22 protein-coding genes are annotated in these 24,956 nt (G+C 64.8%); 14 read left to right on the forward strand and 8 right to left on the reverse strand.

All coding sequences use genetic code 11. From position 1 onward, the window contains the following. Positions 1-56: 56 nt before the first annotated feature. A complete protein-coding gene (locus ABIG06_RS23890) occupies positions 57-704 on the forward strand; it encodes a TetR/AcrR family transcriptional regulator (protein WP_370138827.1) in 648 nt (215 codons plus the stop codon). On the opposite strand, the gene ABIG06_RS23895 is transcribed toward ABIG06_RS23890, so the two are convergent. The 3 genes from ABIG06_RS23895 to ABIG06_RS23905 form a co-directional block, all read right to left on the reverse strand. Next, positions 701-1,351: an aspartate/glutamate racemase family protein gene (locus ABIG06_RS23895; RefSeq protein ID WP_370138828.1), complete on the reverse strand. Its 651-nt coding sequence runs from the start codon at positions 1,349-1,351 to the stop codon at positions 701-703. The genes ABIG06_RS23890 and ABIG06_RS23895 overlap by 4 nt on opposite strands. Positions 1,352-1,361: 10 nt before the next feature. Then, positions 1,362-2,780, reverse strand: a complete 1,419-nt coding sequence (locus tag ABIG06_RS23900; RefSeq protein WP_370138829.1) for an amidase — start codon at positions 2,778-2,780, stop codon at positions 1,362-1,364. 120 nt (positions 2,781-2,900) lie between these two features. Further along, positions 2,901-3,677: an SDR family oxidoreductase gene (locus tag ABIG06_RS23905; RefSeq protein WP_370138830.1), complete on the reverse strand. Its 777-nt coding sequence runs from the start codon at positions 3,675-3,677 to the stop codon at positions 2,901-2,903. Between the two features lie 154 nt (positions 3,678-3,831). Here ABIG06_RS23905 and ABIG06_RS23910 point away from each other — a divergent pair, with 154 nt between their 5' ends. Further along, positions 3,832-4,905 carry a tartrate dehydrogenase gene (locus ABIG06_RS23910; RefSeq protein WP_370138831.1) on the forward strand — a complete coding sequence of 358 codons (1,074 nt, stop codon included), beginning with the start codon at positions 3,832-3,834 and terminating at the stop codon, positions 4,903-4,905. A 240-nt stretch (positions 4,906-5,145) separates the two neighbouring features. Here ABIG06_RS23910 and ABIG06_RS23915 read toward each other — a convergent pair whose 3' ends face one another. The 4 genes from ABIG06_RS23915 to ABIG06_RS23930 all read right to left on the reverse strand — a co-directional run bounded on the left by ABIG06_RS23915 (position 5,146) and on the right by ABIG06_RS23930 (position 9,411). Beyond that, positions 5,146-6,219, reverse strand: coding sequence for a malate/lactate/ureidoglycolate dehydrogenase (locus ABIG06_RS23915; RefSeq protein ID WP_370138832.1), 1,074 nt, complete (start codon positions 6,217-6,219; stop codon positions 5,146-5,148). A gap of 13 nt (positions 6,220-6,232) precedes the next feature. Further along, entirely contained in the window at positions 6,233-7,144 is a 912-nt protein-coding gene (locus tag ABIG06_RS23920) for an NAD(P)-dependent oxidoreductase (protein WP_370138833.1), read from the reverse strand. Between the two features lie 16 nt (positions 7,145-7,160). Beyond that, complete coding sequence (locus tag ABIG06_RS23925) at positions 7,161-8,411, reverse strand: Zn-dependent hydrolase (protein ID WP_124160689.1); 1,251 nt, start codon at positions 8,409-8,411, stop codon at positions 7,161-7,163. An 82-nt stretch (positions 8,412-8,493) separates the two neighbouring features. Further along, positions 8,494-9,411, reverse strand: coding sequence for a LysR family transcriptional regulator (locus ABIG06_RS23930; RefSeq protein ID WP_124160690.1), 918 nt, complete (start codon positions 9,409-9,411; stop codon positions 8,494-8,496). Between the two features lie 120 nt (positions 9,412-9,531). Between ABIG06_RS23930 and ABIG06_RS23935 the strand changes: the two genes are divergently transcribed. The 6 genes from ABIG06_RS23935 (at position 9,532) to ABIG06_RS23960 (ending at position 15,109) form a co-directional block, all read left to right on the forward strand. Beyond that, the gene (locus tag ABIG06_RS23935) at positions 9,532-10,347 is read left to right on the forward strand and encodes a putative hydro-lyase (RefSeq protein ID WP_370138834.1); all 816 of its coding nucleotides are present in this window, start codon (positions 9,532-9,534) and stop codon (positions 10,345-10,347) included. Positions 10,348-10,435: 88 nt separating this feature from the next. Further along, positions 10,436-11,680 carry an ABC transporter substrate-binding protein gene (locus ABIG06_RS23940; RefSeq protein ID WP_370138835.1) on the forward strand — a complete coding sequence of 415 codons (1,245 nt, stop codon included), beginning with the start codon at positions 10,436-10,438 and terminating at the stop codon, positions 11,678-11,680. A 196-nt stretch (positions 11,681-11,876) separates the two neighbouring features. Next, a complete protein-coding gene (locus tag ABIG06_RS23945) occupies positions 11,877-12,710 on the forward strand; it encodes a branched-chain amino acid ABC transporter permease (RefSeq protein ID WP_245454515.1) in 834 nt (277 codons plus the stop codon). After that, a complete protein-coding gene (locus ABIG06_RS23950) occupies positions 12,710-13,693 on the forward strand; it encodes a branched-chain amino acid ABC transporter permease (protein ID WP_370138836.1) in 984 nt (327 codons plus the stop codon). The genes ABIG06_RS23945 and ABIG06_RS23950 overlap by 1 nt, the downstream gene beginning before the upstream one ends. Further along, positions 13,690-14,421, forward strand: a complete 732-nt coding sequence (locus tag ABIG06_RS23955; RefSeq protein WP_124160695.1) for an ABC transporter ATP-binding protein — start codon at positions 13,690-13,692, stop codon at positions 14,419-14,421. Before ABIG06_RS23950 ends, ABIG06_RS23955 begins: the two co-directional genes overlap by 4 nt. Further along, entirely contained in the window at positions 14,405-15,109 is a 705-nt protein-coding gene (locus tag ABIG06_RS23960) for an ABC transporter ATP-binding protein (RefSeq protein WP_124160696.1), read from the forward strand. Before ABIG06_RS23955 ends, ABIG06_RS23960 begins: the two co-directional genes overlap by 17 nt. Before the next feature lie 165 nt (positions 15,110-15,274). On the opposite strand, the gene ABIG06_RS23965 is transcribed toward ABIG06_RS23960, so the two are convergent. Next, on the reverse strand, positions 15,275-15,961 hold the full coding sequence (locus ABIG06_RS23965) for an aldolase (RefSeq protein WP_199751537.1): 687 nt from the start codon (positions 15,959-15,961) through the stop codon (positions 15,275-15,277). Positions 15,962-16,065: 104 nt separating this feature from the next. On the opposite strand from ABIG06_RS23965, the gene ltnD reads away from it, so the two are divergent. The 6 genes from ltnD to ABIG06_RS23995 all read left to right on the forward strand — a co-directional run bounded on the left by ltnD (position 16,066) and on the right by ABIG06_RS23995 (position 24,824). Continuing rightward, positions 16,066-16,983: an L-threonate dehydrogenase gene (gene ltnD / locus ABIG06_RS23970; protein ID WP_124160698.1), complete on the forward strand. Its 918-nt coding sequence runs from the start codon at positions 16,066-16,068 to the stop codon at positions 16,981-16,983. 15 nt (positions 16,984-16,998) lie between these two features. Next, positions 16,999-17,781, forward strand: a complete 783-nt coding sequence (otnI, locus tag ABIG06_RS23975) for a 2-oxo-tetronate isomerase (RefSeq protein WP_370138837.1) — start codon at positions 16,999-17,001, stop codon at positions 17,779-17,781. Continuing rightward, positions 17,778-19,052 (forward strand): 3-oxo-tetronate kinase, encoded by a 1,275-nt coding sequence (otnK, locus tag ABIG06_RS23980; RefSeq protein ID WP_370138838.1) that lies wholly within the window; start codon positions 17,778-17,780, stop codon positions 19,050-19,052. The genes otnI and otnK overlap by 4 nt, the downstream gene beginning before the upstream one ends. A 165-nt stretch (positions 19,053-19,217) precedes the next feature. Further along, entirely contained in the window at positions 19,218-20,909 is a 1,692-nt protein-coding gene (locus ABIG06_RS23985; RefSeq protein WP_370138839.1) for a methyl-accepting chemotaxis protein, read from the forward strand. A gap of 294 nt (positions 20,910-21,203) precedes the next feature. After that, positions 21,204-22,892 (forward strand): methyl-accepting chemotaxis protein, encoded by a 1,689-nt coding sequence (locus tag ABIG06_RS23990; protein ID WP_370138840.1) that lies wholly within the window; start codon positions 21,204-21,206, stop codon positions 22,890-22,892. A 237-nt stretch (positions 22,893-23,129) separates the two neighbouring features. After that, positions 23,130-24,824: a methyl-accepting chemotaxis protein gene (locus tag ABIG06_RS23995; protein ID WP_370138841.1), complete on the forward strand. Its 1,695-nt coding sequence runs from the start codon at positions 23,130-23,132 to the stop codon at positions 24,822-24,824. Positions 24,825-24,956: the final 132 nt, after the last annotated feature.

The following is a 24,956-nucleotide window of genomic DNA, read 5'->3' on the forward strand; positions in this document are numbered from 1 at the left end:
TTACATTCGCGGCGGGCTTCCCCTGTCAAGCGCAAACTCATAGGCTTCGACTCAACATGCGTTCACAATTCGCTCGCAAATCCGAGAAGACCTATCACCATGGCGATCTCCGCGACGCCTTGATCAAGGCCGCATTGCGCGAAGCGGAGCAGGGCGGCGCCGAGGCGATCAGCATCAAGGCGCTTGCCAGGCAGCTCGGTGTCTCGCAGCCGGCGCCATACCGGCATTTCGCCGACCGTGAGGCGTTGCTCGCGGCAGTCACGGCGGAGGCATTCAGGCAATTCTCGACGCTTCTGCGCGAGGCGATGGCAAAGCCGTCGAAGCAGTCGAAACTCTCGCGCCTCGCGCTGGCGACGCTCGATTTCGGTCTGCGCCGTAATGGGATCTACCGCTTGATGTTCGCCTCGCGAACGGTGTCCTGCGCGGCCAAGGGCAGCGAGCTGCACGAGGCGACACGCGAAACCTTTGCGCTCGTGATCGAGGCACTGGAGGCCCCGGCGGTCGGCTACTTGCGCGAGCGGCAGGCGCTCAAGATCTGGGCGGCGCTGCACGGCGTCGTGATGCTGGCCGAGCAGGGCCTGTTCACCGGCGAGGCGGCGCATGCCACGCGCGAGGAACTGGTCGAGGATTTCGTCAACGAGACGAAGGCTGCGCTCGCGGTGGCGATCAAGGATGCGCGGCGCCGGACAAAGGCCGGCGCCTAAGCCTTCACCTTCAGCAGCCCCATCAGCTTGTCGACGGCACTGTCCGGCGTCGTCACGATCGGGCGGCCGGTGGCCTCCGCAACCAGCGGCGCAGTCGCGGCGATGCTGAATTGCGCGAGCGCGATGACGTCGCAGTCGCGCAAATCGCGAGATGCTTCCGCGATCAGCCGGTCGTGCGTGGCGCGGTCGCCGCGATCGAGCGCGGCCAGCGCGCCCTCGGCCAGTTTCGGCATGATTTGGACGGAGGCAGGGAATTCGGACGGCATCGACGCCAGCGTCGGCGGAAAGGTCGAGAGCAGGCCGATGCGCCGACCCATGGTCACGGCGCGTTCGATCATGGCTTCGTTCGGCTTCAGCACCGGCATCGGCGCATTTGCGCGCGCGACCGCCTCGATACAGGGGCCGAACGCGGAACAAGTGAACAAGATGCCATCCGCTCCCGTCGCCGCTGCGTAATCGGCCAGCGCGAGGAAGCGCTCGGTCATGGCATCGTTGAGCGCGCCGTCGCGCGCCAAATCCGCAGACAGGCTGTCGTCGAGCAGGTTCATCAGCCGTGCCTCGGGCCACGCCTTCGCGAATGCCGCTTCGATCGGCGCGATGGAGTGCTTGAGCGCGTGGATGAGGGCGACGCGAGGCGGATTCGTCATCAGGTATATGTCAGCTTTTCACCTTCGGATCGATCGGCGTCGTGCCGCGCAGGCCCAGAATATCCTCCAGCACCTTCGCGCCGGCGATCACCTGTGCGTCGGCCCGCGGTGCGCCGACGACTTGCACGCCGACCGGCAGGCCCGACGCCGTGAAGCCGCACGGCAGCGAGAGCGCGGGACAGCAGGCGAGCGTGATGGCGTAGACGATGCCGAGCCACTCGACGTAGTTGTCGAACCTCTTGCCGGCGCATTCGGCGACATAGCGGTGTTCGATCGGGAAGGGCGGCACGATCGTCGTCGGCACCAGCAGGAGATCGTAGCTTTTGAAGAACTCGACCGCCCGCGCAGTCATGCCGACGCGCTGCGCCTCGGCGCGCGCGAGCTGATCGACCGTGAGCTTGAGGCCTTCCTCGATATTCCAGATCACCTCGGGCTTGAGCATGTCGCGTTTGGTGCGCAGCAGGTTGGCCTTGGTGATCGCGAAGTCGAACGCGCGCAGCACATGGAAGCACTCATGCGCCTCGCGCCAGTCCGGATGCGCCTCCTCCACGATGGCTCCGGCTTCCGCGAAGCGCTCCGCGGCCCTGCGCGTGATCGCCTTCACTTCTGGATCGACCGGCGTGATGCCGAGGTCGGGTGAATAGGCGATGCGCTTTGGCTTCTTGCCCGCCTGTGCCGCCGACAGGAACGAGGTTGCAGGTGTCGGCAGCGACAACGGATCGTCCGCATAGTCGCCGCTCATGGCATCCAGCAGCAGCGCGAGATCCTCGACATTGCGTGCCATCGGGCCGACCACGCCGAGATTGCGATCGATACCTGATTTTGGGGTGTGCGCGACACGGCCGATGCTCGGCCGCATGCCGACGACCCCGCAGAAAGCCGCCGGGTTGCGCAAGGACCCGCCCATGTCGGAGCCCTGCGCGAGCCAGGCCATGCCGGTTGCGAGCGCCACGGCCGCGCCGCCGGAGGAGCCCGCTGCCGATTTCGTCGTATCCCACGGATTGAGCGTCGCGCCGAACACCTCGTTGAAGGTGTTGGCGCCGGCGCCGAATTCCGGCGTGTTGGACTTGGCGTAGACCACCGCGCCGTTGGCCTCGAGGTTCTCGACCATGAGGTCGGACTTCGCGGGGATGTTGTCCTTGAAGATCGGCGAGCCCTGCGTGTTCAACACGCCCGCGACGTCGGTGAGATCCTTGATCGGGACCGGCAGGCCGGCGAGCAGGCCGCGCGCGCCGGCCGGCTTCTGCATCAAGGCCTTGGCGCTATCGCGTGCGCGATCCAGGCACAGGATCGGCAGCGCATTGACCTTGCCGTCGACCTCCTTGATGCGCTTCTCCAGCACATCCAGAAGCTCGAGCGGCGAGACGTCGCCGGACCGCAGCTTGTCGACGACCGCGCATGCGGTTTTGCGGATCAGGTCTTGAGACAATTATCTTACTCCTATGCCCGTTCTTGGTTTCGTCATTGCGAGCGCAGCGAAGCAATCCAGATTCCCACCGCGGATCCATTCCTGGATTGCTTCGCTGCGCTCGCAATGACGAGGATCGAGTTAACCCCACCCCGCGCTGATGCCGCCGTCCACCGTGTATATCACGCCCGACGTATAGCCGGCGCGGTCCGACGCCAGAAATGCCATGAGGTCGCCGATCTCGCGCGCGTGCGCAGGACGGCCGAGCGGCAAGCCCTTCTGGAATTCCTTGTAGCGGCTCTCGTCGCCAAACTGTTGCTTGGCCCGCGTCTTGAGCAAGGTGACGTGCCGGTCGGTGCCGACGGGCCCGGGATTGATGCCGACGACGCGGATGTTGTCGGCGAGGCTCTTGCCGCCGAGCGCGCGCGTGAACGCCATCAGCGCGGCGTTGCCGGCGCTACCGCAGATGTAGTTGGCGTCGAATTTTTCGCCGGCCGCGCCGATGTCATTGACGATGACGCCGCCGCCCTTGGCCTTCATCTGCGCATAGATGTGCCGCGTCAGGTTGATGTAGCCGAACACTTTCAATTCCCAGGCGTGCCGCCAGGTCGCCTCGTCGATCTTGTCGATCGAGCCGCCGGGGATGTCGCCGGCATTGTTGACGAGCACGTCGATGTCCGCGGCTTCTTTCGCTAGCCGCGCCACGTCCTCCTCCTTGCGCAGATCGACGATGCTCGTTGCGGCGTCGATCTGGTGTGCGGAGCGCAGCCGGTCGGCCAGCGCCTTCAGCGCCTCGCCGCTGCGGGCGGCGAGCAGGAGATGCGCGCCTTCCTCGGCAAACGCCTCGGCGGCGGCTGCGCCAATGCCCTTGGTCGCGCCGGTGATCAGGACGCGCTTGCCACGCAGATGCAGATCCATGGGAGTACTCGCAGAATGGGAACAGGATCAAATCAGTAGGCGCTCGGCCGCGCCATGGTCAACATTGCAGTGCAGCGTTGCACCGCCCGCGACTTTGGTCCATTGCAGTGCGATCAAAACGCGGCGGCTGCCGGACTAACCAAGGACGTTCTCGATGAGCAAGAAACAATACCGGATCGCGGTCATTCCCGGCGACGGCATCGGCAAGGAAGTCATGCCCGAGGGCCTGCGCGTTCTGGAGGCGGCGGCGAAGAAGCACGACGTCTCCGTGCATTTCGACCATTTCGACTTCTCGTCTTACGACTATTACGAGAAGCACGGCCAGATGATGCCTGATGACTGGAAGGAGAAGATCGGCAAGCACGATGCGATCTATTTCGGCGCGGTCGGCTGGCCGGCCAAGATTCCGGATCACGTCTCGCTGTGGGGCTCGCTCATCAAGTTTCGCCGCGAGTTCGACCAGTATGTGAACCTGCGCCCGGTGCGGCTGATGCCCGGCGTGCCGTCGCCGCTGGCGGGCCGCAAGCCCGGCGAGATCGATTTCTGGGTGGTGCGTGAGAACACGGAAGGCGAATATTCTTCCGTCGGCGGACGCATGTTCCCCGACACCGACCGCGAGTTCGTGACTCAGCAGACGGTGATGACCCGCACTGGCGTCGATCGCATCCTGAAATTCGCCTTCGAGCTCGCGCAGTCACGGCCGAAGAAGCACCTGACCTCGGCGACCAAGTCCAACGGCATCTCGATCACCATGCCCTATTGGGATGAGCGCGTGGAGGCGATGGCCAAGAAGTTTCCGGGCGTGAAGTGGGACAAGTACCACATCGACATTCTCACCGCGAACTTCGTGCTGCATCCGGACTGGTTCGACGTCGTTGTCGGCTCCAATCTGTTCGGCGACATCCTCTCCGATCTCGGCCCGGCCTGCACCGGCACCATTGGCATCGCTCCGTCCGGCAACATCAATCCCGAGGGCGATTTCCCCTCGGTATTCGAGCCGGTGCACGGCTCGGCGCCAGATATCGCCGGCCAGGGCATCGCCAACCCGATCGGCATGATCTGGTCGGGTGCCATGATGTTCGAGCATCTCGGAGAGAAGGAAGCCGGCAGGTCGATCGTCGACGCAATCGAGCGCACGCTGGCTGAACGCACGCTCCGCACCAAGGATCTCGGCGGCAACGCCGACACCACCGCCTGCGGCAAGGCGGTCGCGGACATGGTGGATTGAAGCGGGGGACGTTAGCGAAAGCTAATTCCGCCGTCGCAACAAACTCTCCCGTCGTCCCTGCGAAAGCAGGGACCCATAACCCCAGGGAGAGGCTGTTGTCTGAACTGGTAACCGCGAGTCTTCGCCAAACCACGTCCTGTGGTTATGGTCCCGGATCGGCGCAAAGCTCTCGGCAACGCTGCGCGTTGTCGAGAGCTGTGCTTGTCCGGGACGACAGCGGTTGTGATTGCTTCGCTGCAATCAGCCCACGATCTTCTCGATCGCCGCCTGATCCAACCCGAACTTCTTCCCGGCGTCCAGAATCTCCTGCCAGGTGGTCGGGTCGACCGGAATGCCTTCGGTGAGGCGCTTCTTCTTGGTCTCGCGTTCGGGCTCGCCGGCGATCTTCACCTTGTCGACACCAGCAGCGGGCGGTGAGCCGGTGTGCCAGGCAACGAAACTCTCGACTTCGCGCGCGAGGTTCTCGCCAGTGCCGAGCTTGCCCGGGTCGATGACGATCGAGAGCATGCCGTTGAGGACGTTGTACTTGCCGTCGGACGGGCCCTTGACCACCTGGCCGCCGGAGAGCGCGCCGCCGAGAATTTCGCACACCAGCGCGAGCCCCGAACCCTTGTGCTCGCCGAACGGCAGGATCGCGCCGTACGGCGGGATCACGGTGTAGCGCGGATTGACGATGGGTTTGCCTTCATTGTCGATGATGGTGCCGGGCTCCAGCTCGACGCCCTTGTTGTGGGCCACGCGGGTCTTGCCTTGCGCGATCCTGCTGGTGGCGAAGTCGAGCACGATCGGCTCCTTGCCCCTGCGCGGGATGCCGACGCAGAACGGGTTGGTGCCGTGACGGGCATCGCTGCCGCCCCAGGGCGCCACGATCGGCCGCGAGATCACGTTGACGAAATGGATCGAGACCAGCCCATGGTCGATGCACTGCTCGGCCCAGTGACCGATGCGGCCGATATGGTGCGCGTTGGAAAGGCCGACGAGACACACGCCATTGCGCTTGGCGCGCTCGGCGGCCAGCTCCATCGCTTCATGGCCGATCACCTGGCCATAGCCCGTGAGGCCGTCGAGGGTGAGAAGCGGACCGGTGTCGAGCACGATCTTGACGTGCTGGTTCACGGCGAGGCCCCCGTTGGTGACGCTCTGGACATAGCGCGGAATCATGCCGACGCCGTGCGAGTCGTGTCCCTTGAGATTGGCCTCGACAAGATTGGTCGAGACGAGCTCGGCCTCGCGGTCCGAGGAGCCGCCGGCCTTGACGATGGCCTTGATGGCGTTGGTGAGAGGCTCTGCCTTGATGGTGCGATAGTCAGCCATTTGTTGTTGCTCTTTATCCCTTCACGATCCGGCGGCAGTGCTCCCACGCCGCATGAATGAGGTTCTCGCTCGCCTCGGGCGTGCGGAAGGCCGAATGCGCCGACAGCGTCACGTTCGGCAGTTTCGTCAGCGGATGGTCGCCGGGCAGCGGCTCCGTATTGAAGACGTCGAGTCCGGCATGGCGGATGTGCCCGGACTTCAGCGCGTCGATCATGGCGGCTTCGTCGACGATCGCAGCGCGGGCGGTGTTGACGAGGATGACACCACGTTTCATCGCGAAGATCTTGTCGCGCGTGATCATGCCGCGGGTTTCGTCGTTGAGCAGCAGATGCAGCGACACGACGTCGCTCTTCGCCAGCACCGTATCGAGATCGGTGAAGTCGACACCGGGATAGCTCTTCGGCGAGCGATTCCAGGCGATCACCTTCATGCCGCTTCCCGTGGCAATGCGCGCAACTTCCGCGGCGATGCCGCCGAACCCGATTAGGCCGAGCGTCTTGCCGGTGAGCTGCATGCCGTCCTCGCGCAGCCAGTTGCCGGCCCGCATCTCGCGGTCCATCATCGCGATGACGCGGGCGGAGGCCCACATCAGTGCAATCGCGCATTCGGCCACTGCCGTGTCGCCATAGCCCTTGATCAGATGCACGGAGATGCCGAGCTCGGCGAGCTCCTCCGGGTTCATGTAGCTGCGCGCGCCGGTGCCGAGGAACACGACGTGCTTCAGCCCCGTGCATTTCCTCGCCACTTCGGTGGGAAGCGCGGTGTGGTCGACGATCGCGATCTCGGCGCCGTCGAGGATCTCAGGATATTGTTCTGGCCTGATATCGGGATCCCTGTGGATCCGCACCTTTGGATCGCCGGGCTTCTCCAGCCGCTCCATGATCACGGCGAGGGCTTCATTGGCGTCGACGAAAACTCCGCGCATGGGGGTTCTTCTCCAGTCAGGATGCGACGCCGGCGATCGTCAGCACGGTGTGCATGAGCACGTTGGTGCCCGCGGCGCAGTCGGCCTGCGTGGCATCCTCCAGTTCGTTGTGGCTGATGCCGTCCTTGCAGGGGACGAACACCATCGCCGCCGGCATGACGGTGTTGAGATTGCAGGCGTCATGGCCGGCGCCGGAGGTGATGCGGCGGGAGGAGTAGCCCAGCGTCTTCGCGGCGTTTTCGACTGCTGCAATCAGCTTGGGATCGAAATGGGTCGGCGGCTTGCGCCAGACCAGGTCGAGCTTGACCTCGACCTTGCGGCGTGCCGCGATCTCGGCGATCGCCGCACGAAGATCGCGATCGAGTGCATCCATGATGGCGCCGTCGGCACTGCGGCAGTCCATGGTGAAGGCGATCTCGCCGGGAATGACGTTGCGCGAGGGATTTGCGATCACCGCCTCGCCGATGGTGCCGACCGCGTTCGGCCCGTGCTTCTTCGCAATCGCCTCCATCGCCAGCACGATCTCCGACAGCGTCGCCAGCGCGTCGCGCCGCAGCGGCATCGGGGTCGAACCCGCATGGCTCTCGAAGCCGGAAATCTTGCCGTCGTACCAGAGCACGCCCTGACCGGAATCGACCACGCCGATGGTCTTGCCTTCCGCTTCCAGAATTGGCCCTTGCTCGATGTGCAGCTCGACGAAGCATCCGAGCTTCTGGAAGCCGACCGGCTTGTCGCCGCGATAACCGATACTGTCGAGCGCCTGGCCAACGGTCATGCCTTCGGCATCCTTGCGCGACAAAATGTCGTCGGTGGTGAAGTCGCCGACATAGGCGGCGGAGGCCATCATCGCAGGTGCGAAGCGCGAGCCTTCCTCGTTGGTCCAGTTGACGACGCAGATCGGCGCCTCGGTCTCGATGCCGGCATCGTTCAGCGTGCGGATCACTTCCAGCGCGCCGAGCGTCCCCAGGATGCCGTCATATTTGCCGCCGGTCGGCTGGGTGTCGAGGTGCGAGCCGATGCCGACGGGCGGCTTCGACATGTCGCGGCCCCTGCGCAGGCCGAACTGTGATCCGAGCGCGTCGACGTGGACTTCCAGTCCGGCATCCTCGCAGGCCTTGCGGAACCAGTCGCGCACCTGCTTGTCCTCGGTGCTGAGCGTCAGCCGCCGCACGCCGCCCTTGGCGGTCGCGCCGAATTGCGCGGTCTCGTGGATGGAGCCCCAGAGGCGGGCGGAATCGATTTGCAGGTTGCTGGCGGCTCGGCTCATGCGGTCAGTCTCTCAGTTGTCATTCCGGGTCTGGTGCTGCGCACCATCCCGGAACGACGTTGCAGGTTGTCCGGCGCCTTTTTCAATGACGCGCCAGCGCGGGCGCGTCAACCGCGAGGCTGCTCTGCGCAATCTGCCTTGCGAGCTCGGCGACGCGCTCCACGGCGACGACGTCGGGCGAGGCGAGCCAGCTTGCGGTGAAGGTCAGCGGCGCGATCGCGAGATCGGTGTCGAGCAGTTGCAGCCGTCCGTCGGCGAGCTCGTTCTCGACGATGGCGTCGGGGATCACGGCGATGCCGAGCCCCTCGACCGCCATGTGGATGACCGTCGCGAGCGAGGCGGAGGCGTGAAGGCGGATCGGCGGCAGCTCCGGCCGGTCGAACACCTCGCGCACGACCTCGTAAGGCTTGGTCTTGCGCGGGAAGGTGATGATCGGAAACCGCGCGAGGTCGGCCGACGTCACCGGGCCCTTTCCGAGGCCGAGCGAGGGACTTGCGAGAAACCCGATCGGATAATCGGCAAGCACGCGATTGTGCACGCCGGAGGCGGACAGCGGTCCGACGACAAACGCAAGCTCGATCTCCTGGGCGAGCAGGCGCGCGGTGAGGTTCGGCGTGATGTCGACCTCGATCTCCAGCGACAGGTTCGGATAAACCTGGTTCACGCTCTTCACGAGACGCGGCAGCCAGGTGTGCACGATGGTCTCGGCGACGCCGAGCCGCATCACGCCACGCATCGCCGAGGCGTCGCTGATCTCCGCCATCATCTGGGCCCGCATGCCGATCAGCTTCTCCGCATAGACCATCATCTGCCGGCCGCTCGGGGTCGGCGAGGCCACGCGATGATCGCGGTTGAGCAGCTTCACGCCCATCTCGCGCTCGAGCTGGGCGATGCGCTGGGAGATCGCGGGCTGGGTCGTGTTGAGCCGTTGCGCGGCGCCGCGAAAGCTGCCGAGCTTCACAACCCAGAGGAACGTCTCGATCGACCTGAAGTCCAGCATTGGAAGGAGTATCCCAGTCGATAAATCGGATTTATCGATATTGATTAGAAACGACGATTAGACTTTATAGCACGCTTGGTGTTGGCTTGTCCTTGTCGAGTTTATAGGCAGGTCGATCACATGACTGTTTTGGTGGCAGCGCAGCAAACTGAAACGCCCGACGCCCTTCCGAGCCGCAAGGCCCGGCTTGCCTACCGCGAGGGGCTGGTCGCCTCCACCGCCGGCGTCGCTCCGGGTTTTGTCCAAGGCAATCTGGCGATCCTGCCTGCCGAGTATGCCGGCGCCTTTCACCGTTTCTGCCAGCTCAATCCGAAGCCGTGCCCGATCATCGGCATGTCGGACGTCGGCAGTCCGCATATCCGATCGCTCGGCGCCGATCTCGACATCCGCACCGACGTGCCACGCTATCGCGTCTGGCGCGATGGCGAAGTGGTGGACGAGCCGACCGATGTGAGGAAGCATTGGCGCGACGATCTCGTCACCTTCGTGCTCGGTTGCTCCTTCTCGTTTGAGGAAGCTCTGCTCGAGGAGGGCATGCCGATCCGGCACATCGAGCACAATGTGCGCGTGCCGATGTATCGCACAAACATTCCTTGCGGCGAGGCCGGTCCGTTCGCCGGTCCGATGGTGGTGTCGATGCGCCCGTTCAAGCCGGTCGATGCCATCCGCGCGGTGCAGATCACCTCACGCTATCCCGCCGTGCACGGTGCGCCCGTGCATCTCGGCCATCCGCATCTGATCGGCATCAAGGACATTGCGAAGCCCGATTACGGCGATCCGGTGCCGGTCGCCGATGACGAGATTCCGGTGTTCTGGGCCTGCGGGGTGACGCCGCAATCGGTGATCAACGCCGCGAAGCTCCCGTTCGCGATCACGCATTCGCCCGGCCTGATGCTGGTGACGGATCTGAAGAACAGAAACCTGGCCGTGATTTAGTAGGCAGCGTTTGCTGCTTCTTCAGGCTTTACCGCATCCATCAATCGCTTCATTCGATCAGCCGAATTCGATAACAGGGGACTTTGCCATGACTATCACTCGCCGCGACGTGCTGTTGGGAGCCACCGCCACTGCCGCTCTCGTGCCGCTGGCAGCGCGCGCACAGACGTCGGAGGTCGTGATCGGCGTGATCTATCCGTTCTCCGGCGGCAGCGCGCAGCAGGGCGTCGACGCGCAGAAGGCCTATGAGACTGCGCTCGAAGTCATCAACAAGGACACCGCTTTCGACCTGCCGCTGGCGAAAGGCGAAGGCCTGCCGGGCCTCGGCGGCGCGAAGATCCGTCTCGTGTTCGCCGACCACCAGGCCGATCCGCAGAAGGGCCGCGCCGAGGCCGAGCGCCTGATCACGCAGGAGAAGGTCTGCGCCATCATCGGCACCTACCAGAGCGCCGTCGCCGTCACCGTCAGCCAGATCTGCGAACGCTATCAGGTCCCGTTCGTGTCGGCCGACAATTCCTCGCCCAGCCTGCATCGCCGCGGCCTGAAATATTACTTCCGCGCCGCGCCGCATGACGAGATGTACTCGGCTGCGATGTTCGACTTCTTCGATGCGATGAAGAAGAAGGGCACCAAGATCGAGACGCTGTCGCTGTTCCACGAGGACACTATCTTCGGCACCGACTCCGGCAATGCCCAGACCAAGATCGCCGGCGAGCGCGGCTACAAGATCGTCACCGACATCAAGTACCGCGCCAACTCGCCCTCGCTCTCGGCCGAGGTGCAGCAGCTCAAGACCGCCAATGCCGACGTGCTGATGCCCTCGAGCTACACCACCGACGGCATCCTCCTGGTCAAGACCATGGCCGAGCTCGGCTACAAGCCGAATGCGATCGTGGCGCAGGACGCCGGCTTCTCCGAGAAGGCGCTCTATGATGCCGTCGGCGACAAGCTCGAAGGCGTCATCTCGCGCGGCACGTTCTCGCTCGACCTCGCGCAGAAGCGCCCGATGGTCGGCAAGATCAACGAGATGTTCAAGGCGAAGTCGGGCAAGGATTTCAACGACCTCACCTCGCGCCAGTTCATGGGCCTGATCATCCTCGCCGATGCCATCAACCGCGCCAAGTCGACCGACGGCGAGAAGATCCGCGACGCGCTGGCCGCGACCGACATTCCGGGCGAGCAGACCATCATGCCCTGGAAGCGCGTCAAGTTCGACGAGATGGGTCAGAACAACGACGCCGACCCGGTGCTGCTGCAATATGTCGGCGGCAAGTTCGTCACCATCTTCCCGCCGCAGGCCGCGATCGCCGAGGCGATCTGGCCGATGAAGTAAGCGTGGGAAGCGGGAGCTCAGATGTAGCTCCCGCCCTCATCCTGAGGAGCGGGCGTTGCCCGCGCCTCGAAGGACGAGGGCTGGGCCATCCTTCGAGACGCGCGCTGATGCGCGCCCCTCGGGATGAGGATCTATTTCGGGGGACAGACTTTTGACAGCCCAAGCCATTATCCAGAGTCTCGCGAGCGGCCTCCTCATGGGCCTGCTCTACGGACTGATCGCGGTCGGCCTCGCGCTGATCTTCGGCCTGATGGACGTCACGAACTTCGCCCATGGCGAGTTCCTGATGCTCGCGATGTACCTGTCCTTCTTCCTGTTCGCGTTCTTCGCCATCGACCCCCTGCTGTCGGCGCCCTTGGTCGCCGCGGCGCTCTTCGTTTTCGGAGCGGTGATCTACCTGCTCATTGTCCGCTTCGCCATGCGGGCCAAGGCCAATGCCGGCATGGTGCAGATCTTCACCACGTTCGGTCTCGCCATAGTCATGCGCGGCCTCGCGCAGTTCTTCTTCACCCCGGACTATCGCAGCATTCCGCAGTCCTGGCTCGGCGGTAAAACCATCTCGGTCGCCGGCATCTTCCTGCCGGAGCCTCAGCTGGTCGGCGCGCTGGTCTCGATTCTCGCCTTTGTCGGTCTCTACTTCTTCATCCATCGCACCGATTTCGGCCGTGCGATCGAAGCCACCCGCGAAGATCCCGGTGCGGTCGCTCTCGTCGGCATCGACAAGAACCGCGTGTTCGCGTTCGGCTGGGGCCTCGGCGCCGCGCTGGTCGGTCTCGCCGGCGCGATCATGGCGGTGTTCTTCTACATCTACCCCGACGTCGGCGCGTCCTTTGCGCTGATCGCCTACGTCACGGTGGCGCTCGGCGGCTTCGGCAGCGTGTTCGGCGCCTTCGCCGGCGGCATCATCGTCGGTCTCGTCGAGGCGGTCACCGCCTTGGTGCTGCCGCCGTCGCTGAAGTCGGTCGGCATCTACGCCGTCTATCTCCTCGTCGTCTTCATCCGGCCGCGCGGCCTGTTCGGGTCGATGTGATGGACAAGAATTTTGCCGCGCGGCGCCGCCGCGACCTCATCATCGCCGCAGGACTGGCCGGGCTCGCCGCACTGGCGCCGCTGTTCGTCAAGGACGTCTACGTCCAGAACATCCTGATCCTGACGCTGATGTACGCAGCGCTGTCGCAGAGCTGGAACATCCTGTCCGGCTATTGCGGACAGATCTCGCTTGGGCACGCGCTCTATTTCGGCATCGGCGCCTACACCACCGAGCTGCTGTTCACCAAGTTCGGCGTGCTGCCCTGGTTCGGCATGCTCGGCGGCGGCGTGATCGCGGCACTCATCGCAATGGGGCTCGGCTATCCCTTCTTCCGCCTGCGCGGCCATTATTTCGTGATCGCGACCATCGTCATCGCCGAGATCGGGCTGCTGCTTTTCCAGAACTGGGAGTGGGCGGGGGCCGCGATGGGAATCACCATCCCGATCCGCGGCGACAGCTGGCTGAAGTTCCAGTTCCTGCGCACCAAGCTGCCGTACTTCTATTTTGCGCTGGGGCTGTGCTGCCTCGCCTGGTTCGTCACCTGGTGGCTGGAAGATTCCAAATGGGGCTTTTGGTGGCGCGCGGTGAAGGACAATCCGGAAGCGGCCGAGAGCCTCGGCGTCGTCGTGTTCAATTCCAAGATGGGGGCGGCTGCCGTCTCCGCCTTCCTGGTCGCCATCGGCGGCGCCTTCTATGCGCAGTTTCTCGCCTATATCGATCCTGAGAGCGTGATGGGCTTCCAGTTCTCGCTGCTGATGGCGCTGCCGGCCGTGCTCGGCGGTATCGGTACGCTCTGGGGCCCCGTGCTTGGCGCCGCCATCCTGATCCCGATGACGGAGCTGACGCGCTCCTATATCGGCGGCTCCGGGCGCGGCGTCGATCTCATCGTCTACGGCACGCTGATCGTGCTGATCTCGCTGGCGCTGCCGCAGGGACTGGTGAGTCTGTTCTCCCGCGCCAAGACGAAAGGAGCCACGCGATGAGTGCGCTGCTCGAAACCCGCGGCGTCTGGCAGCGCTTTGGCGGGCTCATCGCCAACAGCGACGTCTCGATCTCGGTCGGCCGCGGCGAGATCGTCGGTCTGATCGGCCCGAACGGTGCCGGCAAGTCGACCCTGTTCAATCTCATCGCGGGCGTCCTGCCGCCGACGCAAGGCTCGATCCGGTTCGACGGCGAGGACGTCACCCACATGCCGGCGGCCGAGCGCTGCCAGCGCGGGATCGGCCGAACCTTCCAGGTGGTCAAGAGCTTCGAGACCATGACGGTGATCGACAACGTCATCGTCGGTGCGCTCGTGCGCAACACCGTGATGCGGGAAGCGCGCCGCAAGGCGCATGAGGTGCTGGAGTTCACCGGCCTTGCCGCGCGCGCCGACGTGCTCGCGAGCGACCTCGTGCCGGCCGAGAAGCGCCGCCTCGAAGTCGCGCGGGCGCTTGCGACCGAGCCGAAGCTGCTGCTGCTCGACGAAGTCCTCACCGGCCTCACGCCCACGGAGGCGCAGACCGGTGTCGCGCTCGTGCGCAAGGTGCGCGATGCCGGCATCACCGTGCTGATGGTCGAGCATGTCATGGAGATCGTGATGCCATTGGTGGACCGCGCCATCGTGCTCGATCTCGGCAAGGTCCTGGTCGAGGGCAAGCCCGCAGACGTCGTCCGCGATCCCAAGGTGATCAAGGCATATCTGGGAGATCGTCATGCTGTCGGTGCGTGAAGTCACCACCGCCTATCAGGGCCTGGTCGCGATCTCCGCGGTCTCGATCGAGGTCGAGAAGGGCGAGATCGTCTGCGTCGCCGGCGCCAACGGCGCGGGCAAGTCGACGCTGCTGAAATCCATCGCCGGCGCCGAGCGCCCGCGTTCCGGCACGGTGACATTCGACGGCAAGCGCCTCGACGGCATGGCGCAGCACCACATCACCGCCACCGGCATCGCCTATGTGCCGGAGAACCGCCGCCTGTTCCCGCGCCTGTCGGTGCGCGACAATCTTCGCCTCGGCAGCTATCTCTACCGGGGCGAAGCCAACCGTGAGCAGCCGCTCGATCTCGTCTTCACGCTGTTCCCGCGTCTACAGGAACGTTTGGAGCAGCGCGCCGAGACGCTCTCCGGCGGCGAGCAGCAAATGCTCGCCATCGGCCGCGCGCTGATGACACGTCCGCGCCTCTTGATGCTCGACGAGCCCTCGCAGGGCATCATGCCGAAGCTGGTCGATGAGATCTTCCAGGCCGTGAAGCGCATCCGCGATGCCGGCATGACCGTGCTGATCGTCGAGCAGCGCATGGCCGAATGCCTCGAGATCGCCGATCGCGCCTACATCCTGCAAACCGGACGCGTGCTGATGCAGGGCGCAGCAAGCGAGATCAAGGGCAATCCCGATGTGCGCAAGGCGTATCTGGGGCTGTAGCTAGACTGCCGCCGCAATCGCAGCCGTCATCCTGAGGTGCGCACTCTTCGCGCGCCTCGAAGGATGGGCTGCGGGCGTCTGTAGCCTATCGTTCGAGGCTTCACCTTGCGATGCTGATGCATCGCAAGGTTCGCACGTCAGGATGGACGGAGGTGAGAGCCGAGCCTAATGTCCGTGCCCGTGCTCCGGCAGCGCCACCCCGAACACCTTCACCAGATCCGTCACCTGCTCCGGCGACAAGTACCGCGGGTTCATCCCGCGCAGCAGCAGGTACAGCTTCGCCGTTTCCTCCAGCTCCTCGGTCGCGAACACCGCGGCTTCCAGCGTATCGCCGGCGACGACCGGGCCGTGATTGGCGAGCAGCACGGATGAATACTTGCCCGCCAGCCCCTTGATGGCGTCCGCCACCGCGGGATCGCCGGGGCGGTAATAGGGCACGAGCGCGGTGGCGCCGCATTTCATCAGATAATAGGCCGTCATCGGCGGCAGCGCGGCGCGCGGATCGATCTCGGGCAGCATTGAGAGCGCGACCGAATGGGTGGAGTGCAGGTGCACGATCGCGCGCGCGCTCCCGCGCGTGTCGTAGAGCGCGGTGTGCAGCGGAACTTCCTTGGTGGGCGCATCGCCCGAGACCAGCTGTCCCGTTCTATCCAGCCGCGACAGCCGCGCCGGGTCGAGGAAGCCGAGCGAGGCATTGGTGGGCGTCACCAGCCAGCCGCCGCTGTCCAGCCGCACGCTGATATTACCGGAGGAGCCCGGCGTCAGCCCGCGCTCGAACAGGGACCGTCCGAAGCGGCAGATATCCTCGCGCAGCCTTGTTTCGTCGCTCGTTTCAGTTTTCATGGCCGTCATGCCCGCTTGTCTCACGCTTTGGCGGCGCGGCCAAGCCGTGATATCGGTTCGATGAGCCGCCGCAAAGGGCGGCCGTCCGGGAAACGTTCGCAAGGATCAGTTGCATGTCGGCCTCCACGTCACAAAATCAGCGTATCGCCGTCATCGGGCTCGGCTCGATGGGATACGGCATGGCGACCTCGCTGAAGCGAGCCGGCCACGCCGTGACCGGCTGCGACGTTTCGACCGATGCCGTCGCGCGCTTTGTGAAGGATGGCGGCGCGGGGGTCACCACGCCGGCCGAAGCGGCCAAGGAGGCCGATATCGTCGTCAGCGTCGTCGTCAATGCCGCGCAGACCGAGGCGATCCTGTTCGGCAAGGATGGTGCCGCCGAATCCATGCCGAAGGACAGCGTCTTCGTATCCTCGGCCACCATGGATCCCGACGTGGCGCGGCGCCTGGCCAAGCAACTCGAGGCGACCGGTCGGCACTATCTCGATGCGCCGATCTCAGGCGGAGCGCAGCGCGCCGCGCAAGGCGAACTGACGATCCTCGCCTCCGGCAGTCCCGCGGCTTTTGCGAAAGCGCGGCCCGCGCTCGATGCCATGGCGGCAAAGCTCTACGAGCTCGGCGATGCCGCCGGGCAGGGCGCTGCGTTCAAGATGATCAATCAATTGCTCGCCGGCGTGCACATCGCCGCCGCCAGCGAAGCCATGGCGTTCGCGGCAAAGCAGGGCCTCGACATCCGCAAGGTCTATGAGGTGATCACGGCATCGGCCGGTAATTCCTGGATGTTCGAGAACCGCATGCCGCACGTGCTCGACGGCGATTACACGCCGCGCAGCGCGGTGGAGATCTTCGTCAAGGACCTCGGCATCATTCAAGACATGGCGCGCAGCGCCCGATTCCCTGTGCCGGTCTCCGCCGCCGCGCTCCAGATGTTTCTGATGACATCAGCCGCCGGTATGGGCCGCGACGACGACGCGTCGGTCGCGCGCATGTACGCGCAGGTCACCGGCGTGAAGCTGCCCGGCGACAAATAAGCAAGAGGAACTCCGATGCCCCGTTTTGCCGCCAATCTCTCGATGATGTTCACCGAGGTGCCGTTCCTCGACCGCTTCGATGCCGCGGCGCAAGCCGGCTTCACCGCGGTCGAGTTCCTGTTTCCCTATGATCATCCGGCCGAGGTGGTGGGCGAGCGGCTCAAGCGCAACGGCCTGACCCAGGCGCTGTTCAACCTGCCGCCGGGTGACTGGAATGTCGGCGAGAAGGGGTTTGCGGCACTCCCGTCACGGTTCAACGATCTTAAGGCGAGCCTGGAGACGGCGCTGCCTTATGCCAAGGCGACCGGCGTCAAGCGCCTACATCTGATGGCCGGCATCGCCAACCGCGGCGAGCGCGTCGCGATCGAGGCCTTCTACAAGTCGGTGGCCTGGGCCGCGGAATTCTTCGCGCCGCACGGCATCGACATCGTGATCGAGCCGATCAACGCACGCAACGTGCCCGGCTACTTCCTCAACGATTTCGGCTTCGCCCGCGATCTGATCCAGGAGTTGCGGCTTTCGAACCTCAAGCTCCAGTTCGACATCTATCACTGCCAGATCATCCATGGCGACGTCACCATGCGGCTGCGCGAGATGATGCCGATCATCGGCCACGTCCAGATCGCCAGCATCCCTTCGCGCAACGAGCCAGACGGCGAGGAACTGAACTATCCGTTCCTGTTCGACGAGCTAGACCGGCTCGGCTATGCGGGCTTCGTCGGCTGCGAATACAATCCCCGCGGCAAGACCACCGATGGGCTTGCCTGGTTCAAGCCTTATGCCGGAGTGAAGCCGTGACACTTGCGTTGGGCTGCATCGCCGACGACTACACCGGCGCCTCCGATCTCGCCAACACGCTGACGCGCGCGGGCCTGCGCACCGTGCAGACCATCGGTGTGCCCGCCGACGATCTCGCGCTGCCCGAGGTCGATGCCGTCGTGGTGTCGCTGAAGAGCCGCTCGATCGAAGCCGGCCTCGCGGTGTCGCGCTCGCGCGCCGCCGAAGCATGGCTGCGCGGCCGCGGCGCGGGCCACGTGTTGTTCAAGATCTGCTCGACCTTCGATTCCACCGATGCCGGCAATATCGGCCCGGTGATGGACGCGTTGCGCGCCGATTGCGGCGAAGCTGTCGTGCTGGTGACGCCGGCGTTCCCGGAGACAGGCCGTACCGTCTACCAGGGCAACCTCTTCGTCGGTGCCGCGCCGCTCAACGAGAGCCCGCTGAAGGACCATCCGCTCAACCCGATGCACGATTCGAACCTGGTGCGAGTGCTGGCGCGCCAGAGCAGGACACAGATCGGCCTCGTCGATCTCGTCACCGTGACGCGCGGCGCGGGCGCCGTGCGGGCGCGATTGGCCGAGTTCGCGGGCAAGGGCGTCGGCGCCGCGATCATTGACGCCGTCTTCGACCGCGACCTCGAGACCATCGGTCTCGTCGCTGGCGAACATCGGTTGTCGGTAGGCGCCTCCGGCATCGGGCTGGGACTGGCGCGTGCGTTGGTGTCGACGGGCAAGGTCAGGTCGGCGTCACGGAGCGCCGAAACCGGCGCGCCGGTCGTCGGACCGGCGGCATGCCTTGCCGGAAGCTGCTCGCAGGCGACGCTTCAGCAGATCGCCAACGCCGAACGCATCATGCCGGTGCTTCATCTCGATCCGGACCGTATCATTACGGGGGCGGGCGAAGCACAGCGCGCGCTGGACTGGGCAAGGCCACGACTGGCCGAGGGGCCGGTGCTGATCGCATCGAGCTCGACACCCAATCAGGTCGCCGCGCTGCAGGCGCGCCACGGTCGCGACGCCGCCGGCCATGCGATCGAGCAGGCCATGGCTGATATTGCGGAAAGCCTCGTCAAATCAGGCGTGCGGCGTTTGGTCGTTGCCGGTGGCGAGACATCCGGCGCCGTAGTAGATCGGTTGAAGATTCCCGGGTTTCTCGTAGGAGTGGAAATCGCCGCGGGCGTTCCAGTGTTGCGCGCGGTCGGCGCCGAAAGCGACATGCTGCTCGCTCTGAAGTCCGGAAATTTCGGCGGAGCAGAGTTTTTCTCCGACGCGCTTAGACTCATGCGCTGAGCGCAGGACATTTTTAGCTGACTGTTCATTTCTTTCGGGCTCCGTACTCGCACGGAGTCGCAGTTAACATCCGCACAAGTGCTCCGTTGGATGTCGGCGCTGCTCCCTTTGATTGATTCGTAAAACTCCGGACGCGCGCCCGCGCCAGTACAACGAGACCCGATTATGTTTGCCAAACTCTCCATCCGCACCAAAATCATCAGTGTCGTGGCATTCCTGCTGGTCGCGATGACCGGCATGGGCCTGCTCGCCGTCATGAAGATGCGGTCGATGAATGCCAATACCGTGGACATCACCACAAACTGGCTGCCCAGCGTGCGGGTGATCGGCGACCTTCGCGCCAGCGTCATCACGTATCGTAACGTGGTGCGCCAGCACATGCTGGCTGAAGGCTTGGAGGACAAGCTTGCGGTGGAGAAGACCGCCGCCACCGTGACGGAAGCGCTGGCCAAGGTGCGCAGCAGGTACGAGGCAATGATCAGCTCTCCGGAAGAGCAAGCTCTCTATAACCAGTGGTCCAAGCTCTGGGACGAGTACAAGAAGGGCACCGAGGAGGTCATGGCGCTGTCGCGCAAGGAGGCCGGCAAGCTCCCGCGCGAAGCCCAGGAACTCAACTCCAAGACGGTCAACAAGATCGGGCTCCAGGCGGATGAGGTCCTGAACAAGGACATCGAGCTTAACACCAAGGGCGGCGAACAGGCGGCGCAGAATGCGGCCGACAGCTATTCCTTCGCGCTCACGCTGGTCTCGATCATTCTCGGCGCCGCCGTCGTCCTTGGTATCGGCGTCAGCTTCTATCTCGTCCGAGACGTCTCCCGCGGCATCAACTCGATCATCGAGCCGATGCAGGCGCTGGGTAAGGGCGACCTCTCCGCCGAAGTCCCGCGTCGCGGCGAGAAGACGGAGATCGGCGCCATGGCCGACGTGCTCCAAATCTTCAAGGAAGCCCTGATCGCCAAGAAGGCCGCCGACGAAGCTGCCGCGGTCGACGCAGAAGCCAAGATCGAGCGCGGCCGCCGTGTCGACAACATCACCCGCGAATTCGAAGCGATGATCGGCGAGATCGTCCAGACCGTGTCGTCGGCCTCGACCCAGCTCGAAGCCTCCGCCTCGACCCTGACCGCGACCGCCGACCGTTCGCAGCAACTGGCGACCACGGTGGCCTCCGCTTCGGAGGAAGCCTCGACCAACGTGCAATCGGTCGCCTCGGCGACGGAAGAGATGGCTTCGTCGGTCGGCGAGATCAGCCGTCAGGTGCAGGAATCGGCGCGGATGGCGGGCGATGCCGTCGGCCAGGCGCGCGCCACCACCGAGCGCGTCAGCGAGCTCTCCAAGGCCGCCGCGCGCATCGGCGACGTCGTCGAGCTGATCAACACCATCGCTGGCCAGACCAATCTGCTCGCGCTGAATGCCACCATCGAAGCCGCACGTGCCGGCGAGGCCGGTCGCGGCTTCGCCGTGGTCGCCTCCGAGGTGAAGGCGCTCGCCGAGCAGACCGCGAAGGCGACCGGCGAGATCGGCCAGCAGATATCCGGCATCCAGGCGGCGACCAACGACTCGGTGGGCGCGATCAAGGAGATCTCCTCGACCATCGAGCGTCTGTCGGAGATCTCGTCGGCGATTGCAGCGGCGGTGGAAGAGCAGGGCGCGGCGACGCAGGAAATCGCCCGCAACGTGCAGCAGGCCGCGCAGGGCACGCAGCAGGTGTCGTCGAACATCACCGACGTGCAGCGCGGCGCGACCGAGACCGGCACGGCTTCATCGCAGGTGCTGTCGGCGGCGCAGATGCTGTCGAACGATTCGAACCGGCTGAAGACCGAGGTCAGCAAGTTCCTGACCAACGTCCGCGCGGCGTGACTGGTTGCAATTCAGCGACCAAAAGAGCGGAGCGACTCGTTCGGCGGCCGTTGACAGTTTGGCTCGGAGCCGCCCAGCGGGTCCGAGCCTGTAGTCGAGTGGCCCGTCTTCCGTTTCCGATACTCCAGTAAGAATGCGGAGCATTGCTCCGCATGACCTCCGTAGGAATGCGGAGTATGGCTAATGGTTTCATCACATGTCGCGCGCATAAAGACAGGGCCGAACTTCGTGCGCAACTCGGGGAAGCTGTGCGCCCGATGAGCAATTGGTGCACCGGCAAGCTTGGGGTATCTGATGTCCTGGATCAATAATCTGCGCATTTCCATCAAGGTTTCTGCGGTGTTTGTCGCGATCTGTCTCGTCGTCGCCGGCAGCACCGGGGCAATCTACAATTCGCTGAGCGTGATGAGCTCGACGGCGAAAATGACCGTTCATACCTATGAGGTGCTTGAGCAGCTTTCCGGCCTTGTCAGCGCCATGGTCAATCAGGAAACCGGTGTTCGCGGCTATCTCGTGTCGGGCGATGCGGGCTTTCTCGCCCCCTATGAGGCCGGGCAAAAACAGTTTCAGGCGGCGGCGGCCAAGGTCGGCAGCCTGACCTCGGATAACGCGACGCAGCAGAAGCGCCTTGATCAAGTCAGGGCGTTCGCGAGTGACTGGGCGACCAACATCGCGCAGCGCGAAATCGCGCTGATGAAGGATCCGGCAACTCAGGCAAAGGCCCGCGAGCTCGAAGCATCCGGCGCCGGCAAGAAAGCGATGGATGGCTTGCGCGCCGTGGTGCAGGAGATGGACAAGGAAGAGCGGTCGTTGTTGTCGGTGCGGGCCGCGGCTGCCGACGCTGCGTCCAGCAACGCAACTCTGTCCATGCTGATCGGTGGCCTCGTCACCCTGCTGCTATCGCTTGTGGGCGCCTTCGGCGTCGCGTTCGCGGTGACCCACCCAATCCAGCGCATCACCACGGAGATGGGGATTCTTGCGCAGGGTGACACATCGGTGGTCGTTTCGGGCACCGAACGCAAGGACGAGATCGGCGAGATGGCCCAGGCGGTTCAGGTGTTCAAGACAAATGCGATCGAGGTCGAGCGGTTGAAGGCGGAACAGGTCGAGGCTGAGCGACGGAATGCGGAGCAACGCAAGCAAGACATGATCAGGCTCGCAGACGATTTCGAAGGCGCTGTCGGTCAGATTATCGGAACGGTCTCGTCCGCCTCGACCCAGCTCGAGGCGTCGGCCAGTACCCTGACGGGTACGGCCGAACGCTCGCAGCAACTGGCGACCACGGTGGCCTCCGCTTCGGAGGAAGCCTCGACCAACGTGCAATCGGTCGCCTCGGCGACGGAAGAGATGGCTTCGTCGGTCGGCGAGATCAGCCGTCAGGTGCAGGAATCGGCGCGGATGGCGGGCGATGCCGTCGGCCAGGCGCGCGCCACCACCGAGCGCGTCAGCGAGCTCTCCAAGGCCGCCGCGCGCATCGGCGACGTCGTCGAGCTGATCAACACCATCGCTGGCCAGACCAATCTGCTCGCGCTGAATGCCACCATCGAAGCCGCACGTGCCGGCGAGGCCGGTCGCGGCTTCGCCGTGGTCGCCTCCGAGGTGAAGGCGCTCGCCGAGCAGACCGCGAAGGCGACCGGCGAGATCGGCCAGCAGATATCCGGCATCCAGGCGGCAACCAACGACTCGGTGGGCGCGATCAAGGAGATCTCCTCGACCATCGAGCGTCTGTCGGAGATCTCTTCGGCGATTGCAGCGGCGGTGGAAGAGCAGGGCGCGGCGACGCAGGAAATCGCCCGCAACGTGCAACAGGCCGCGCAGGGCACGCAGCAGGTGTCGTCGAACATCACCGACGTGCAGCGCGGCGCGACCGAGACCGGCACGGCTTCATCGCAGGTGCTGTCGGCGGCGCAGATGCTATCGAACGATTCGAACCGGCTGAAGACCGAGGTCAGCAAGTTCCTGACCAACGTCCGCGCGGCGTGAAATCGCGCGCAGAGCCCATCCCATCAAACGGGCGGCGCCTAGCGCGCCGCCCGTTTTATTTCCTTTATGGTAGGGGTGATCGCGCCTCCGCGGGGAATTACCTGCTGGTGCCCGTAAACATACGGGGGGCTCGTTTCATCAATAGTTAAATTCGATTTACGAGAATCGTAGAAGACGCCTCGAACAGCGGCCGTCCTATTTTTTGGAAGAACGCAACCCAGTTCGTCGGAGGCTTCGATGCGCAAGAATTTTCCTGTCACCCAGATCGAATATCCCGTCAGCGACGAGACGCTGATCGTCTCCCGTACCGATCTCAAGGGCAAGCTCACCTACTTCAATGAGGACTTCATTGCCGCTGCCGGCTTCACGTCGGCGGAACTCATGGGGCAGCCGCACAACATCGTCCGCCATCCCGACATGCCGCCGGAGGCGTTCGACAATCTGTGGGACACGCTGAAGGGCGGCAAGCCGTGGCTCGGCGCGGTGAAGAACCGCCGCAAGAACGGCGACTTCTACTGGGTGCTGGCGACGGCCTCGCCGATCCGCGAGAACGGCGAGGTCAAGGGCTATACCTCGATCCGCACCAAACTGCCGGCCGACCAGCGCAAGCTCGCCGAAGAGGTCTACGCCGCCATCCGCGAGAAGAAGCCGCATGGCTATCGCATCGACGCCGGCATCATCCGCCGCCGCTCCTGGCTCGACCGCTTCAGCATCTTCACCGGCACGCTGAAGGCGCGCCTGGTCACGACCCTGGTGCTCCAGGCGCTGTTCATGCTCGCGCTCGGCATCGGCGGCGCGCTCTCCACCGGCGGCTCGGCCAGCCTGATCCTGTCGGCGCTTGCCGCCGTAGGCGCCGCCATCGTCTGCTTCGCCGGCTTTGCGACCATGCGTGCGATCCAGGAGCCGATGCGGCAGCTCAACGACATTCTGGTCAACATCGTGCAGGACAAGCTCGACAACCGGATCGTGATCGAGCGCGACGACGAGATCGGCGAGGCCCTGCGCAACCTTCAGACCGTGCAAACCATCGTCCGCTTCAGCCGCGACGAGGTGCAGGCGGTGCAGCGCCGGGCCGAGGCGCAGCGCAAGGCCGACATGACCAAGCTCGCCGACGGTTTCGAGGCCGCGATCGGCGAGATCGTCGAGACCGTGTCGTCGGCGGCAACCGAGCTCGAGGCTTCGGCCTCGACGCTGTCTTCGACCGCCGGTCGGGCGCAGGAATTGGCGACGGTGGTCGCAACCGGCTCGGAAGCAGCGTCGACCAACGTCCATTCGGTAGCTTCGGCTGCCGAAGAGATGTCGTCCTCGGTGCGCGAGATCGGCCGCCAGGTGCAGGATTCCAGCAGGATCGCGAGCGAGGCGGTCAGTCAGGCCCACGCTACCACCGAACGTGTCAGTGAATTGTCGCGAGCCGCATCGCGGATCGGCGACGTCGTCGAGCTCATCAATGCGATTGCCGGCCAGACCAACCTGCTGGCGCTCAATGCCACGATCGAGGCGGCGCGGGCGGGCGAGGCCGGTCGCGGCTTCGCGGTGGTCGCCTCCGAGGTCAAGGCGCTTGCCGAGCAGACGGCCAAGGCCACGGGCGAGATCGGCCAGCAGGTCGGCGGCATTCAGTCGGCGACGCAGGATTCAGTCGGAGCCATCGGCGAGATCAGCGGCACCATCGCGCGTCTGTCGGAGATCGCCTCGGCGATCGCAGCGGCCGTGGAGCAGCAGGGCGCGGCGACCCAGGAGATCGCCCGCAACGTTCAGCAGGCGGCGCGGGGAACGCAGCAGGTCTCGTCCAACGTCGGCGACGTCCAACGCGGCGCCTCCGAAACCGGCTCGGCCTCCTCGCAGGTGCTGACTGCGGCGCAGATGCTGTCGCGCGATTCCAACCGCCTCAAGCTCGAAGTCGGCAAGTTCCTGGACTCGGTCCGTGCCGCCTAGCGGCACGTGGCCGCATGGCTGCGATGTCCGTTTTGCAGTGCGGTAGCAGGGAAGTGAATGCAGGATAGTTCTGGTAATTAGCGTTTCCGACGGTGCTCAGGTAAAGGGGAAAAGGGGGTCGCCGTGGGGGCG

Origin of the sequence: Bradyrhizobium sp. USDA 326 (assembly GCF_049739485.1) — a bacterium.
Lineage (GTDB): Bacteria > Pseudomonadota > Alphaproteobacteria > Rhizobiales > Xanthobacteraceae > Bradyrhizobium.